We start from the raw sequence: 15037 nt of genomic DNA, 5'->3' as shown, positions 1-15037 counted from the left end.
CCGCTCGACGCAGGAGAGGAGGTCGGCCCGTGCGGCTCGACCACGAATTCACCGTTCCGGCACCGCTGGAGGAGGTCTGGCAGGCCGTCATCGACCCGGAGCGCGTCGCCCCGTGCATGCCGGGGGCCACGCTCACGAAGGTGGAGGGGGACTCCTTCACGGGCACGGTGAAGGTCAAGCTCGGCCCGATTTCCCTGCTGTACAAGGGCTCCGGCGAGTTCCTCGAAAAGGACGAAGCGGCCCGCAAGGTCGTCATCAAGGCGTCCGGCAAGGACTCCCGCGGCGGCGGCACCGCGGCCGCCACCGTCACCGTCACCCTCCGCCCCACCGACGACGGCGGCACCCACGGCGACGTGGCCAGCGACATCGCCATCACGGGCCGCCCGGCGCAGTTCGGCCGCGGCCTGATCTCCGAGGTGGGCGGCAAGATCCTGGACACCTTCGCCGACAACCTGGCGAACTCCCTGAAGCCCGCCCCGGAGGCTCCCGCGGCCCCGGCTGCCGGTGCTGCTGGTTCCGCCGCCGCGGCCTCGGAAGAAGCCGCCGCAACCGGCGACCTGGCCGAACAGTCAGCCGCCGACGCCACCGAAACCGCCCCCAAGCCGCAGCTCCGCAGCGTCCCCGCGGGCGGCTCCACGGGCGAAACCGAAGCGATCGACCTCCTGGACTACGCCGGGCAGTCGGTGGCCAAACGCCTCATCCCCGTCGCCGCCGGCGCCGCCGTGCTCTTCGTGATCCTCATGATCATCCGCGCGGTCCGCAAACGCTGACGCGCACCGCTTCGAAGGGTCTTTCCAGTCGCCGACGGGCCGCCCCCACCGGGCGCCCGTCGGCGGTTGTGCACCTGCGGCCCACGGCTGCGCTTGAGCTCGGCGCACTGTTTCATGCCTGCGACTGGCTACGACCTCTCGCCTTTTGACGCCCGCCTCTCGATGCCCGCCTGCGTCCGGCGCGCACTGCCTCACGCTTGCGGCTGGGAACGCCCGCTTCCGCACCCCGGCACGCTGCGGTTGCTCCCGGCGCACTCTGCTTGCGGTTGGCAACGACCACTCGTTGCGGCGCGGCCCGGTGACGCTGCGCTCGAGCCCGGCTCGCTGTGCGTTTGGCGCATGTCCCGGAAAGCTGCGCATGAAACTGGCCCGCGCCGCCACAACACAGCCCGTGTCCAGCCCTCGGCTGTACCCAGGGAACGCCACGCTCGAACACCGGTCTGAGCTGCTGCGAGCAGCCGCGCCGGAAGACCGGCCCGCCCTCACCAGACAGGGTTCCGGCAAAGTCGGGTGGCCCTGGACGCAGGGCGGTCATGGTCTCTGTTGATCATGCGAGCGTCGAAGTCCCATGATCGTGTGAGAGCCGTGCCCGCTGCGTCATCGTGCCTGATCCCTGTTGTGCCTCGCTGATGGCGGTGGACGGTGCGCCCTGGATGGGCGGGTGACCTGCGCAAACACCTGGCGATGGTGCCGGACCCGCGGCATCGGCGGGGCGTGCGGCATTCGATCGAATCGATTCTGGCGCGGAAACCCGCCCTCCCTTGGGGGCGTGCCCATCTCGATTCAATCGGCCCAGTCCACAAACCCCGGTGCTCAAGGCCAACAGGCCCGATTCATCCACAACTCGGCAACCCTGTGGACAACCCCACGCATCCGCGGGTGAGCGGGTCGAGTTGCGGGCCGGTGAAGGGTTGATCGGCGGCGGGCTCCCACTGGATCGAGACTGCCGCGGAATGCCCGCAGCCATCGGCCGCCGCGACCAACGCGCTCGCCCGCAGCGACCGATCCAGCGGCCGCCTCCAACCTCCGCCCAACTCGGCCGACCCCGGCGACCGCCGCACATTCACCCGCCCAACTCACCCAGCCGCTGCTCGTCGCCAACGACTGGCAGCAAAGGCGCACACCCGAACGACGGCATCCACCCCACTACCTCACAAAACTGCCCCACCGCTCTACTCCCGTCATGACCGGCGGGCAGAGGCCGTGTGGGAAATCCCCCGGTCCGGGCACCACGTCGGGGTGAGCGGCTACCCTGGGCCACCTCGTCGGCTGACTCGTGTGGGGGCGTCCACGATGCAGGGTGCTGGCCCCCCAGGGGTCCGGGGTGCGCTCGTGGCGTGGCGTGGCTGGCCGGCGCGGTGGGCGATGTGGTCGGTGGCCCGCACGCGGTGGATCGGGTACGCGTTGGTCACCGAAGTGGCCGCGGTGGCCGCCACCGTCACCGCGATGGTCGTCGACTTCGGTGGTGCGGTCCAGTTCGGCTGGTTCGCCGCGCTGGTGGTCCTCGGGGTCGGCCAGGCGGAGATGTCACGCCGCAGCGAGCGGTTGCGCCGGTGGATGAGCGGCCAGACGCACATCAACGTCACGTCCGTCTGGTACCTCGCCGGTGCGTTCCTGCTGCCGCCGGCGTGGGTGGCGGTGCTCGCGCTGGTGCTGTACCTGCACCTGTGGCTGCGGGTGTGGCGCAACGTCCGCACGAGACCCGCGCACCGGTTCGCCGCCAGCACCGCGTGGGCGATGCTCAGCTGCTTCGCCGCGTCGGCGATCCTCACCGTCGACCACCTCAACGACGCCACGCTCAACACCTGGCACGGCGTCCTCGCGCTGGGCATCGCGGCGGCCGTGTTCGAGGCGGTGAACACGGCGCTCGTCGCGGCGGGGATCTACCTGTACACCGGCAGCCGGCAGTCCGCGGACCTCATCGGAACGTGGGAGGACAACGCGTTCGAGTTCGCGACGCTGTGCCTCGGCGGCCTGGCCGCCCTCGCGCTCGTCGCGCAGCCCGTGCTGGTGGTGTTCGTCGTCGCGCCCCTCCTGCTGCTGCACCGCTACCTGCTCCTCAAGCAGCAGCTCCAGGTCGCCGCCGTGACGGACGAAAAAACGGGCCTGCTCAACACCGCCGGCTGGCACGTGCTCGCTTCGCGCGAGTTCACCCGCGCCCGCCGCGGCGGTGAGTTCGCCGTGCTGATGATCGACCTCGACCACTTCAAGCGCATCAACGACACCTACGGCCACCTCACCGGCGACGAGGTCCTGGCCGCCGTCGCCGTGGCGATCGAGGACGCCGTGCGCCAGACCGACACCGTCGGACGCTTCGGCGGCGAGGAGTTCGTCGTCCTGCTGCCCGACACCGCCGGGCCGCACGTGCTCGCCATCGCCGAACGCGTGCGTGTCGCGGTGGGGGAGCTGCGCCTGGTCGTCGGCGGCGCGAGCGAGATCGCGGGGCTGTCCGTCTCGGTCGGGGTCGCGGGCTACCCGGGCTCCGGCGACACCCTCGAAAAGGTGCTGCGCTCCGCCGACGCCGCGCTTTACCGGGCCAAGGACGCCGGGCGCAACCGCGTCGCCGTGTGAGTCACCGCTCGAAATACGCGATCACCGATTTCGTTGAACGTTGTATGACTGCGGATCACGAGACCGACGTGGTGGTGATCGGGGCCGGGCAGGCGGGCCTGTCGGCGGCGTACCACCTGCGCCGCGCGGGGTTCGCCAACGAGACCGGCTTCGTCGTGCTCGACCACGGCAAACGGCCCGGCGGCGCGTGGCAGTACCGCTGGCCGTCGCTGGTCGTGGGCAAGGTCCACGGCATCCACGACCTGCCCGGGATGGCGTTCGGCACGCCCGACACCAGCCGCCCGGCCAGCGAGGTCGTTTCCGAGTACTTCGGGCGCTTCGAGAAGACCTTCGACCTGCCCGTGCACCGGCCCGTGGACGTGACGGCCGTTCGCGCTGAAGGCGAGCGCCTGCTCGTCGAAACGCCCGCCGAGACGTGGGCCGCGCGCGCCGTCGTGAGCGCGACGGGCACGTGGGACCGGCCGTTCTGGCCGCACTACCCGGGCCAGGAGACCTTCCGCGGCCGTCAGCTGCACACCGCCGACTACACCGGCGCCGAGCAGTTCCGCGGCCGCCGGGTGGTCGTGGTCGGCGGCGGCACGTCGGCCGTGCAGCTGCTCATGGAGATCGGGCCCGTCGCGAAGTCGACGACGTGGGTCACCCGCCGCCCGCCGGTGTGGCGCGACCAGGACTTCAGCGAGGACTGGGGCCGCCAGGCCGTCGCGAAGGTCGACGAGCGCGTGCGCGAGGGCCTGCCCCCGCAGAGCGTCGTGAGCGTCACCGACCTCGCCGTGACGCCGGAGGTCCGCGCCGCGCAGGCCGCCGGTTACCTGGACCGCAAGCCGATGTTCGACCACCTCGTGCCCGACGGCGTCGGGTGGGCCGACGGCACCTTCGAGCCCGCGGACCTGATCCTGTGGGCCACCGGCTTCCGCGCGTCCCTCGATCACCTCGCACCGCTGCACCTGCGCGCGTCCGGCGGCGGCATCCGCATGGACGGCACGCGCGTCGTCGCCGAACCGCGCCTGCACCTCGTGGGCTACGGGCCGTCGGCGAGCACCGTCGGCGCCAACCGCGCCGGCCGTGCGGCAGTGCAGGAGATCCGCCGGCTCCTCGGCAAGTGACTCGACAACTCCGTAAGGCGTAAAGTATCGTCGCCGCCATCACATTACGCTGTAAAGAGATGGGGGACGACATGGTCGAGCTGCCCGGCGGCACCACGATCGACGTCGAGGTCCACGGCGACGGACCGGCAGTGCTCCTGCCCGTGAACCCGCGCCAGGCCGAAGGCGAGCAGGCGGAGACGATGCGCCAGTGGGGCGCCGACCCGGCACTGGGCCGCTCCCTCGTCGACGGCCTCACCGGCTTCCGCGTCATCGCGTTCGACTACGAAGGCCACACGCTCGCCCACCCGCGCCCGGACACCCTCACCCCCGACGCCGTCTCGGAAGACCTGCTCGCGATCGCGACGGCGGCCGGCGCCGGGGAGTTCGCGTACTACGGCTACTCCTGGCTCGCGCTCTCCGGGCTGCAGCTGGCGCTGCGCACCGACCGCCTCACGGCGCTGGCGATGGGCGGCTACCCGCCGCTCGACGGCCCGTACGCCGAAATGCTCGCGGTCACCCGAGCCACCCACGAGATGCCCCGCACCGAAGGCGGCGCCGCCACCCCGGGCGACTGGGACTCCGCCGACTTCACCCTGTCCACGGCGCAGACCCGGCAGTTCGTCACGCTGTACGAAGCCCTGCGCGGATTCGACGATCACCCGGCGCAGGTGAAGGTCCCGCGGTTGTGCTTCGCGGGCACCGAGGACCGCATCGAGTACGGCGAACGCTGGGGTGGCGTCACCGTCGACCTCGCCGGCCCGCTCGTGCGCAACCGCGAAGCCCTCGAAGCCGGCGGCTGGACCGTCGCGCTGCTCGACGGCCTCGACCACCTGGGCGCCATGCAGGCGAAAGCCGTGCTGCCGGTCCTGAAGCCCTGGCTCGACGCCGCCCTGCGCTAACGGCCGAGGTACCGCACCTGTCCCCGCTTGCCGGCGTCGAACTCCGGCCGGCCCGCGAGGTGCTCCGGCACGCCGACCTCCCACCACGCGCCCGCTTCCGTCCAGGCCGCGGGCAGCGTGCGGACCACGACCACCGCGGGCCGGTTCTCCGCGACGGCCGCCGCGCGCGCCTTGGCGTACGCGTCCCGCAGCTCGGCAACGGAGGTCGCCGAGAAGGCCGTGCAGCCCAACGCTTCCGCGTGCCGCGCGAAGTCCACCCGCGGCGCCGCCGTGTGCGTGGTGCGGACATCGGCGTAGAAGTTGTTGAACGGCTTGCCACCCTGGCCCTGCTGCAGGCGCGCGATCACGGCGTACCCGTCGTTGTCGCAGACCACCGCGACGAACGGGTGGCCCGCGAACGCCGCGGAGAACAGATCGGAGTTCAGCATCAGGTACGAGCCGTCGCCGAGCAGCGTGGTCACCAGCCCGGGGTGGGCCATCGCCGCGCCCCACGCACCGGAGAGCTCGTAGCCCATGCACGAGAAGCCGTACTCCACGTCCATGCTCACTTCGCCCGAGCCGCGCCAGCCGCCGATGAGCTCACCGGGCAGGCCGCCCGACGCGGTCAGCACGTAGTCGTGCGGCCGCGACAGGTCGTTCACCACGCCGACGACCTGGGCGTAGCTCGGGATCTCCGTCGCGGCGCCCCGCAGCGCATCGACGTGCGCGTCCCAGCGGGCACGCTCCTCGGCCGCCCGGGATGTCCACTGTGGATCGACGCGCCAGCTCTCCAGCTGCGCGGTCAGGTCGTCCAGCCCGGCCAGCGCGTCTCCGACGACGGCCAGCGCACCGTGCTTCACCGCGTCGAACCCGGCCGCGTTGAGCGTGACCAGCCGTAGGTCCGGCGAAAACACCGTCCACGACGCCGTGGTGAAGTCCTGCAGCCGCGTGCCGACGGCCAGCACGACGTCCGCCGCGGCGGCCAGCGCGTTCGCCGACGCCGACCCGGTGATGCCCAGCGGCCCGGCGTGCAGCGGGTGCTCGTGCGGCACGAGCGTCCGGCCCGCCGTCGTTTCCGTGACGGGAATCCCGTGCTGCTCCGCGAAGTCCAGCGCTCGCCGGCCCGCGCCCGAGTACCGCACTCCGCCACCCAGCACCAGCAACGGCCGCCGCGAGGCGCGCAGCACCCCCGCCGCTTCCGTCACCGCCCGGCGGTCCGGCCGCGGCCGCGGCACGCGGTGCGTCACCGGCTCGAACAGGGTCTCGGGGAAGTCGAACACATCGGCTTGCACGTCCTGCGGCAGCGCGAGCGTCACCGGTCCGCAGTCGGCCGGATCGGTGAGCACCCGCGCGACCTGCGGCAACGTCGCGAGCAGCTGCTCCGGCCGCGTGATCCGGTCGAAGTAGCGGCTCACGGCGCGGAAGGCGTCGTTCACCGTCGCCGTACCGTCGTGGAACGGCTCCACCTGTTGCAGCACCGGGTCCGGGGCGCGGTTGACGAACGTGTCACCCGGCAGCAGCAGCACGGGCAGCCGGTTGGCGTGCGCGACGCCGGCGGCGGTCACGAGGTTCAGCGCACCCGGCCCGATCGACGACGTCACCACCCCGACCTGCCGCCGCTGCGTCGCCTTCGCGTACCCGGCGGCCGCGAGGCCCATGCCCTGCTCGGTGTGCCCGCGCCACACGGGCAGCTCGTCGCGGTGCTCTTCGAGCGCCGTGCCGAGGCCGAGGACGTTGCCGTGCCCGAAGATCGCGAACACGCCGGGGAACAGCGGCACCTCCCGGCCGTCGAGCGTTTCGGAGCGCTGGGCGAGCAGCCAGCGCACCAAGGCCTGCGCGGTCGTCAGCTTCATCGCGAGAGCCGCCCCTCGTGGTCCGTCGCCGGGCAACGCGGGTCCTGCGCTTGCGCCTTCCAAGTGTCGCGGACCCAGCCGTGCGCCGGGTCGTCGCAGAACGCCATGGAGCGCTCCTCGGCGGGCCCGGCCAGCACGTTGAGGTAGTACATCGGGTAGCCGGGCGCCGCGACGCACGGACCGTGGTACCCGCGCGGGATGAGGAAGACGTCGCCGTCGCGCACGGCCGCGTCCTCGTCCAGCTCGCCGTCGGCCGTGTAGGTGCGGTGCAGGCCGAAGCCCTCGCGCGAGGGGGTGACGCCGTCGCGGCCGGCGATGCGGAAGTAGTAGATCTCCTCGTTCACGACCTCGCACTCGCTCGCTTCGTCGTGCTTGTGCGGCGGGTACGAGGACCAGTTGCCGTCGGGGGTGATCAGCTCGCACGCGTTGAGCTTGTCGGCGTGGTCCCACACCCCGGGCACGCCGAAGTTCGTGACCTGCCGCGTCGCCTGGCCCGCGCCGCGCACCTCGACCGGCACGTCTTCGGCGGGCCCGTACGCCGGTTCGAGGCGGCGCGTGCAGCGGGCCATCGGGAGCGCGACGACCGCGCCGGTCGCCGACGTCAGCTCGACCTCGGCGTCGCGCGGCACGTAGGCGAAGTCCGTGACGCGCGTGAAGACCGACTCGCGTCCCTCGAGTTCGAACTCCTCGTCGTCGACGCGCACGGTGAGCGAGCCGGACAGGGGGAGCACGAACGCCTCGAACTCGCCGGTCTCGATCGTGCGCGGCAGGCGCCGGCCGATCTTGAGCACGCGCAGGCCCGTGTACGTCCAGCCGGCCTCCTCCGGGGTGAGGAGAACCGGGTCGGACTCGTCGGTGAGCGTCCCGTGTGGACGGTGCAGCGCACTCACGATTCCACCGCCCGCAGTTCGTGTTCGAGTGCTTCGAGCTCCGCCCCGCCCGCCATCTGGCGCGTGAGCTCCGCGATGCCGATCTCGGACTTCTCGTACGAGCCCAGCGCGGCACCCCGTTTGAGCAGCAGGAACCGGTCCGCCACCGGGTACGCGTGGTGCGGGTTGTGCGTGATCAGCACGACCCCGAGGCCACGGTCGCGGGCCTGCGCCACGTACTTGAGCACCACCCCGGCCTGCTTCACACCCAGCGCCGCCGTGGGTTCGTCGAGGATCAGCACCTTCGCACCGAAGTGGACGGCCCGCGCGATGGCCACGCACTGCCGTTCACCACCCGACAGCGTGCCCACGGGCTGTTCGACGTCACGCAGGTCGATGCCCATGTCCGCGAGGGCCTTCTTGGTCGTCTCGCGGCCCTTGCGGCGGTCGAGCATGCGGAACGGGCCGAACCCCACCGTCGGCTCGGAGCCGAGGAAGAAGTTGCGCCACACGCTCATCAGCGGCACCACGGCGAGGTCCTGGTACACGGTCGCGATGCCGCGGTCGAGCGCCTCGCGCGGTGAGGTGAACCGCACGGGCTCGCCCTCGACGAGGAAGTCACCGCGGTCGTGCTGGTGCACGCCGGCGAGGATCTTGATGAGCGTGGACTTGCCGGCCCCGTTGTCACCGAGCACGCACGTGACCTCGCCGGCGTTGACCACAGTGGACACGTCACGCAGGGCCACGACGCTGCCGTAGCGCTTGCCGACGTCCCGGACTTCGATCAGGGGAGCGTTCATCGCCGGACCCTTTCCGCGCGCCGCCGGAAGGCGTTGTTGACGAGGACCGCGGCCAGCAGCATGATCCCGAGGAACAGCATGAACCAGTCGCTGTCCCACCCGGCGAACACGATGCCCTGGCGCGCCATGCCGAAGATCAGCGCGCCGATCGCCGCGCCCACCGCGGAGCCGAAGCCGCCCGTGAGCAGGCAGCCACCGATCACCGCGGCGATGATGTACTGGAACTCCAGCCCGATGCCCTGGTTCGCCTGCACGCTCGCGAACCGCAGGATGTTGATCGTGCCGACGAGCCACGCCGCGAGCGCCGTGCCCATGAACAGCAGGATCTTCGTGCGCACCACCGGCACGCCGACCGCGCGCGAGCTCGCCGCCGAGCCGCCGACGGCGAAGATCCAGTTGCCGAACTTCGTGCGCGCCAGCAGCCACGCCGCCACGGCGACCACGCCGATCCACCACACGATGGAGATCTGGAACGGCGTGCCCCCGATGTCGAAGGTCGACGCGAACACGAACCCGGCCGAGGCGTAGCCGTCGGTCGAGCGCATGCCCGACACCTGCACGGTGCCCGTGACCAGCCGCGTCACGCCGAGGTTGAGGCCTTGCAACGCCAGGAAGGTGCCGAGCGTGACGATGAAGCTCGGCAGGCCCGTCTTCATCACGAGCCAGCCGTTGAACGCGCCCACGACCAGCGCGAACACCAGCGACACGAGCAGCGCGAGCCAGACGTTCCAGCCCGCCTGCGTCGCGAGGATGGCCGTGACCAGCGAGGCCGACGCCGTCATCACCCCGGCCGAGAGGTCGAACTCGCCGCCGATCATCAGCAGCGACACGGCGACGGACACGATGCCGAGCGTCGCCGCGTCGTCGAGCCAGGTCGCGGCGCCGCTGGCGCTGAAGAACTTCTCGGTGACCAGGCTGAAGAACAGGAACACCACGGCGGCGCCGAGCAGCGCGCCGATCTCCGGCCGGACCACGAGCCGGTCCAGCAGCCGCGGCTTCACGAGCCGCTCGTCGAGGGTCGTCATCGGGTGCCCCTTTGCACGTACTGGCCGACCTTGTCCACAGTGGATTTGTCGACCAGGTCGGGGCCGGTGAGCACCGGCTTCCCCCCGCCGACGACGTTCCCGTTGTCCCGATACAGCTTGAGGTACACCACCGGCAGGTAGCCCTGCTCGTACTGCTGCTGGTCGACGGCGAAGAGCACGTCACCCGCCTTGATCGCCGCCACCACGTCGGCGTTGAGGTCGAACGTGCCGACCTGCGCCTTCGAGCCCACCGATTTGATCGCGCTCACGGCGCGGGCCGCGACCTGCGAGTTCAGCGCCAGCACGGCGTCGATCGACGGGTCGGTCTGCACGGCGCCGCGGATGCGCGACTCGACGTCGGTGGGGTTGGAGATGTCCACCTGCAGCGTCTGGACGTCGCCCGCGAAGCCGCTCTTCGCGCCGTCGCAACGCTGCGCCTGCCCGACGTTGCCGGCCTCGTGGATCACGCACAGCAGCTTCTTCTTGCCGAGTTCCTTGAACTTCTTCCCGGCTTCCTGCCCGGCGATGGTCTCGTTCTGGCCGACGTGGGTGAGCGCGCCGTACTCGGCGCTCTTGTCCTCGCCCGAGTTGATGGTGATCACCGGGATGCCGGCGCGCACCGCGGCCTCGATCGACGGTTTGAGCGCCTCCGGGTTCGCCATCGAGACGACCAGGCCCCCGATCTGCTGCGCGACGGCGTTGTCGATCAGCTTGGCCTGCGCGCCCGGGTCGCCGTCGGAGGCGTATTCGACTTGCACGCCCAGGTCTTTGCCCGCCTGCTCGGCCCCGTTCTTGACCACGTTCCAGAACGCGTCGCCCGCGGTGCCGTGCGTGATCACCGCGACCTTGAGCGGCCCGGAGGTCACGGGCGCCGCGGCGGGCGCGGTGGCCTTCGGTTCGGCCGCGGGCCCGGTGCACGCCGAAAGCACCAGCAGGCCGGCGACGGCCAGCAGGCCCGCTGCGAGCCGGCCGGCCCTCGCGCGCGGCCTCGGCCCGCCGCGCCTCAAGCGATGGGACATCGGTGTCTCTCCTCGCTTCTTCCCTCGTTACCGGTCAGCCGGGCAGCCGGCCGACGATTCCCTCGAGGCGGGCGAGGCTGGTCGCCACGTCCCGCTTCGGGAGGTCCAGGGGGCTGCGCTCGCCGAGCGCGGTGTCCTGCTCCAGGACGTACCACCCCGTGTACCCCGCTTCGTGCACGAAGCGAACCATGGTTTCGGTGTCCACGTCACCCTCGCCGAGCGGGACGTATAGACCTTTCCCGACGGCGGCGGTGTAGGACAGCTCGCCGCGCTGCACGGCGCGGGCCAGCTCACCGCGCACGTCCTTCAGGTGGAGGTGCCCGACGCGGCCGGGGTGCTGCCGCGCCAGCTCGACGGGATCGGTGCCGCCGATCAGCAGGTGACCGGTGTCGAGGCACAGGTCGAGGTCCGAGTCGGCGAGGAAGCGTTCGACCTCCGGCCGCGTTTCGACGTGGGTGCCGACGTGGGGGTGCAGCACGGTCTTCAGGCCGTGGCGCGCGGCGACGTCGCGGATCCGGCCGGCGGTGGCGACGAGCGTGGCCCATTCGTCGTCGGAGAGCGCGGGCCGGGCGTCGTAGCCGTCGAGCCCGGTCGCGGCGGCGAGCACGAGCACCTCGGCGCCGCACGCGGCGAACAGCGCCGCGGAGTCCTCGGCCTGGGCGACGGCGGCCTCCGGGTTTTCGTGCAGCACCACGGCGAGGAACCCGCCGATGAGCTTCAGGTCGTAGCCGCTCAGCAGCTGCTTGAGCTCGGCCGGGTCGCGGGGCAGGTACCCGGGCGGGCCGAGTTCGGTCGCGGTGACGCCCAGCTCCGCCATCTCCCCGAGGACGGTCGGCGCGTCGAGGACCCGGCCCCAGCCCGGCACTTCGCACACCCCCCAGGAGATCGGTGCGGCGGCGATGCGGATCTTCGCGGTCATGGCGGCCTCTCCGGTTCGGTGCCGGCCAACGGCGTTGGCCCGTTCGGTGGGCGTCGGGGCGGTCTCTTGATTAGAGCGCTCTAAAGCTTGTAGCGTCGGCCACATCGAGTCAAGGCCGGGAGGCAGGCGGTTCGTGAAGCCCACCATGGAGGACGTCGCCGCGCGGGCGGGGGTGTCGCGCGCGCTGGTGTCGCTGGTGATGCGCGGTTCGCCGAAGGTCTCGGCGCAGCGGCGCGCGGCGGTGCTGCGGGCCGCCGAGGAGCTCGGCTACTCGCCGCACGTGATGGCGCGATCCCTGGCCAGCCGTACGTCGACCGTGCTCGGCGTGATGGTCAACGATCTGCGCAACGCGTTCTTCGCCGACGTCGTGGAGGGCCTCGACGCGGCGGCGCAGGCCGCGGGTTTCGACCTGATCCTCAACACGGGTGGCCGCGTGCCTTCGCGGGAGAGCGCCGCGTTGCGCAGCCTGCTGTCCTTCCGCCCGGCGGGGCTGATCCTGCTCTCACCGGTGGTGCCGGCGTCGGCGATCGAGGCGGCTGCGCGGCAGTGCCCGGTGGTGCTCGTGTCCCGCACTTCACGAGCGTCCGGAGTGGACACGGTGAACGACGACGGCGAGGCGGGATCCGCGCTGGCCGTCGGCCACCTCGTGAGCCTCGGCCACCGCCGCATCGCGCACCTCGACGGCGGGGGAGCGGCCGGCGCCGCCGCGCGCCGGCGCGGGTTCCGCCAGGCGATGCGCGCCCACGGGCTCGAACCCGTCGTGGTGCCCAGCGAGCACACCGACACCGCCGGCGCGAAGGCCGTGCTGGAGCTGCTGAACGCGTACGACCGGGGCGAGCTGCCCTCGGCTTTGGTGGCGGGCAACGACTTCAACGCGGTGGGGGCGATCTCCGCGCTGGAGGAGCACGGCCTGCGGGTGCCGGCCGACGTGTCCGTGGTCGGCTACGACAACACCTCCCTGGCCGCGCTGCGGCACGTTTCACTGACCACAGTGGACCAGCCGCGCACGGAGCTGGGCCGGCTGGCTCTCGAAGCGCTGCTGGAACGCGTGCGCGGCGAACGCGTCGAACCCGTGCGGCACCTGCTGCACCCTTCGCTCGTGGTGCGGTCGACCACCGCGCCCGCACAGCACCGAGGAGAGGCACGACCATGAGGCTGGGACTGGCCGGCACGGGCCGGATCGGCACCGCGCACGCCGAGACGCTCAAGGGGTTCGCCGAGGTCGGCTCGGTGGTCGTCGCCGACGTCGACCCGGCCCGGGCGGAAGCGGTGGCGGCGAAGCTCGGCGTCGAGGCCGTCGCCGGGATCGACGCGCTGTTCGCGGCGGGCCTCGACGCGCTCGTCGTCACCGCCGCCACCGACGCGCACCCGGAGCTCATCGTCAAGGCGGTGGACGCGGGGCTCCCGGTGTTCTGCGAAAAGCCGGTCGCCGCGGACATCGACGGCACGCTCGCCGTGCTCGACCGCATCGAGGGCTCCGGTGTGCCCGTGCAGATCGGTTTCCAGCGCCGCTTCGACGCCGGGTACCGTGCCGCGCGCGCCGCCGTCGCGAGCCGTGAGCTCGGCTGGCTGCACACCCTCCGCGCCATGACCTTCGACGCCGAACCGCCGCCCGCCGAGTACGTGCCCCACTCCGGCGGCATCTTCCGCGACTGCGGTGTGCACGACTTCGACGTCATCCGCTGGGTCACCGGCCGTGAGGTCACCGAGGTCTACGCACTGGGCGCCAACCGCGGCGCGCCGTTCTTCGCCGCCGCCGGCGACGTCGACACCGCCGCCGCCACCCTGACCCTCGACGACGGCGCCCTCGCCACGGTGAACCTGACCCGCTACAACGGCGCGGGCTACGACGTGCGCCTCGAAGCCTTCGGCTCGCTCGCCAACGCCACCGTCGGCCTCGACGACCGCACCCCCGTCCGCTCCGTGGAACCCGGCGTCGCCCCGCTGCCCGGCCCCGCCTACCCCGGCTTCATGGCCCGCTTCCGCCCCGCCTACACCGCCGAACTCCGGACGTTCCTCGACGTCGCCGCCCGCCGCACCCCCAGCCCGGCCACGGCCCAGGACGCCCTCGAGGCGTTCTACCTGGCCGAAGCGTGCGAACTGTCCCGCCGCGAACGCCGGCCCGTGGCCGTGGCGGAGGTGCGGCGCTCAAGCGTGTGAGGTTGCCCGCGCCCCGCGCGGAGCGGGCGCCGGGGGCGGGGATCGCCACTAGGCTCGGCGGCGGAAGGGTTTCCGGCGACGAGAACAGGAGCGGCCTTCGATGGAGTACGTCCGGTTGGGCTCAAGCGGCCTGCAGGTTTCCCGCGTGATCCTCGGGTGCATGAGCTACGGCGATCCGGACCGCGGCCGGCACGAGTGGTCGCTGGGGCTCGACGACTCGCGTCCGTTCTTCCGGGAGGCGGTGGAGGCCGGGATCACCACGTTCGACACGGCCAACGCCTACTCCGACGGGTCGAGCGAGGAGATCACCGGCAAGCTGCTGAAGGAGTTCACGCGGCGCGAGGAGACGGTGATCGCCACCAAGGTCTACAACCGGATGGGCCCGGGACCCAACGGTTCCGGCCTGTCGCGGGGCGCGATCATGACGCAGCTCGACGCGAGCCTGCGCCGCCTCGGCACCGATTACGTGGACCTGTACCAGATCCACCGCTACGACGTGAACACGCCGATCGAAGAGACCATGGAAGCGCTGCACGACGTCGTGCGCTCCGGCAAGGTCCGCTACCTCGGCGCCTCTTCGATGTGGGCGTGGCAGTTCGCGCAGGCGCAGTACGTCGCCGACCTCGGCGGTTGGACGCGGTTCGTGTCCATGCAGGACCAGTACAACCTGATCCAGCGCGAGGAAGAACGGGAGATGCACCCGTTCTGCCTCGACCAGGGTGTCGGTGTGCTGCCGTGGAGCCCGCTCGCCCGCGGCAAGCTCACGCGCGACTGGGACGATGCGACCAAGCGCAGTGAAACCGACCTCTTCGGCCAGACGCTGTACCAGCAGGCCGAGGACTCCGATCGCCGCGTGTCGGCCGCGGTCGCCGAGATCGCCACCGAACGCGGGGTCTCGCGGGCGCAGGTCGCGCTGGCGTGGACGCTGCACAAGCCGGCGGTCACGGCCCCGATCTTCGGCGCCACCAAACCGGGTCACGTCGCCGACGCCGTCGCCGCAGTGGACCTGGAACTGAGCGACAAGGAGCTGGAGCGGCTCGAGGAGCAGTACGCGCCGCACGTGCCGGGCGGCTTCTGAGCCCAGGCCA

At 71.8% G+C, this 15037-nt stretch carries 13 protein-coding genes; 7 read left to right on the top strand and 6 right to left on the bottom strand.

Annotated features, from left to right (window positions below):
• Positions 1-29: 29 nt before the first annotated feature.
• The 4 genes from ACIA77_RS19150 to ACIA77_RS19135 all read left to right on the top strand — a co-directional run bounded on the left by ACIA77_RS19150 (position 30) and on the right by ACIA77_RS19135 (position 5325).
• Positions 30-770, top strand: a complete 741-nt coding sequence (locus ACIA77_RS19150; RefSeq protein ID WP_395887223.1) for an SRPBCC family protein — start codon at positions 30-32, stop codon at positions 768-770.
• 1365 nt (positions 771-2135) lie between these two features.
• Positions 2136-3341: a diguanylate cyclase gene (locus tag ACIA77_RS19145; protein WP_395887335.1), complete on the top strand. Its 1206-nt coding sequence runs from the start codon at positions 2136-2138 to the stop codon at positions 3339-3341.
• A gap of 44 nt (positions 3342-3385) precedes the next feature.
• On the top strand, positions 3386-4444 hold the full coding sequence (locus tag ACIA77_RS19140; RefSeq protein WP_395887222.1) for an NAD(P)-binding domain-containing protein: 1059 nt from the start codon (positions 3386-3388) through the stop codon (positions 4442-4444).
• Positions 4445-4503: 59 nt separating this feature from the next.
• A complete protein-coding gene (locus ACIA77_RS19135; protein ID WP_395887221.1) occupies positions 4504-5325 on the top strand; it encodes an alpha/beta fold hydrolase in 822 nt (273 codons plus the stop codon).
• Here the strand turns inward: ACIA77_RS19135 and iolD are convergent.
• From iolD to ACIA77_RS19105, 6 genes are read right to left on the bottom strand one after another with little or no spacing between them, the layout of a single operon-like run.
• Positions 5322-7157, bottom strand: coding sequence for a 3D-(3,5/4)-trihydroxycyclohexane-1,2-dione acylhydrolase (decyclizing) (gene iolD / locus ACIA77_RS19130; RefSeq protein WP_395887220.1), 1836 nt, complete (start codon positions 7155-7157; stop codon positions 5322-5324). The two genes, ACIA77_RS19135 and iolD, sit on opposite strands and share 4 nt — an antisense overlap.
• Positions 7154-8047, bottom strand: coding sequence for a 5-deoxy-glucuronate isomerase (gene iolB / locus ACIA77_RS19125; RefSeq protein WP_395887219.1), 894 nt, complete (start codon positions 8045-8047; stop codon positions 7154-7156). Before iolB ends, iolD begins: the two co-directional genes overlap by 4 nt.
• Positions 8044-8826: an ATP-binding cassette domain-containing protein gene (locus ACIA77_RS19120; RefSeq protein WP_395887218.1), complete on the bottom strand. Its 783-nt coding sequence runs from the start codon at positions 8824-8826 to the stop codon at positions 8044-8046. Before ACIA77_RS19120 ends, iolB begins: the two co-directional genes overlap by 4 nt.
• Complete coding sequence (locus ACIA77_RS19115; RefSeq protein WP_395887217.1) at positions 8823-9851, bottom strand: ABC transporter permease; 1029 nt, start codon at positions 9849-9851, stop codon at positions 8823-8825. Before ACIA77_RS19115 ends, ACIA77_RS19120 begins: the two co-directional genes overlap by 4 nt.
• Positions 9848-10870, bottom strand: a complete 1023-nt coding sequence (locus tag ACIA77_RS19110) for a substrate-binding domain-containing protein (RefSeq protein WP_395887216.1) — start codon at positions 10868-10870, stop codon at positions 9848-9850. The genes ACIA77_RS19115 and ACIA77_RS19110 overlap by 4 nt, the downstream gene beginning before the upstream one ends.
• A 34-nt stretch (positions 10871-10904) precedes the next feature.
• Complete coding sequence (locus ACIA77_RS19105) at positions 10905-11789, bottom strand: sugar phosphate isomerase/epimerase family protein (protein WP_395887215.1); 885 nt, start codon at positions 11787-11789, stop codon at positions 10905-10907.
• A 145-nt stretch (positions 11790-11934) separates the two neighbouring features.
• Here ACIA77_RS19105 and ACIA77_RS19100 point away from each other — a divergent pair, with 145 nt between their 5' ends.
• The 3 genes from ACIA77_RS19100 (at position 11935) to ACIA77_RS19090 (ending at position 15027) form a co-directional block, all read left to right on the top strand.
• Positions 11935-12942 carry a LacI family DNA-binding transcriptional regulator gene (locus ACIA77_RS19100; RefSeq protein ID WP_395887334.1) on the top strand — a complete coding sequence of 336 codons (1008 nt, stop codon included), beginning with the start codon at positions 11935-11937 and terminating at the stop codon, positions 12940-12942.
• Positions 12939-13949: a Gfo/Idh/MocA family oxidoreductase gene (locus ACIA77_RS19095; RefSeq protein ID WP_395887214.1), complete on the top strand. Its 1011-nt coding sequence runs from the start codon at positions 12939-12941 to the stop codon at positions 13947-13949. The genes ACIA77_RS19100 and ACIA77_RS19095 overlap by 4 nt, the downstream gene beginning before the upstream one ends.
• Before the next feature lie 100 nt (positions 13950-14049).
• The gene (locus tag ACIA77_RS19090; protein WP_395887213.1) at positions 14050-15027 is read left to right on the top strand and encodes an aldo/keto reductase; all 978 of its coding nucleotides are present in this window, start codon (positions 14050-14052) and stop codon (positions 15025-15027) included.
• Positions 15028-15037: the final 10 nt, after the last annotated feature.

Source organism: Amycolatopsis sp. NPDC051903, from assembly GCF_044452505.1.
In the GTDB taxonomy this organism is placed as follows: domain Bacteria; phylum Actinomycetota; class Actinomycetes; order Mycobacteriales; family Pseudonocardiaceae; genus Amycolatopsis.
Note: the sequence above shows the minus strand (reverse complement) of the source record. Positions and strands in the feature narration are given on the sequence as shown.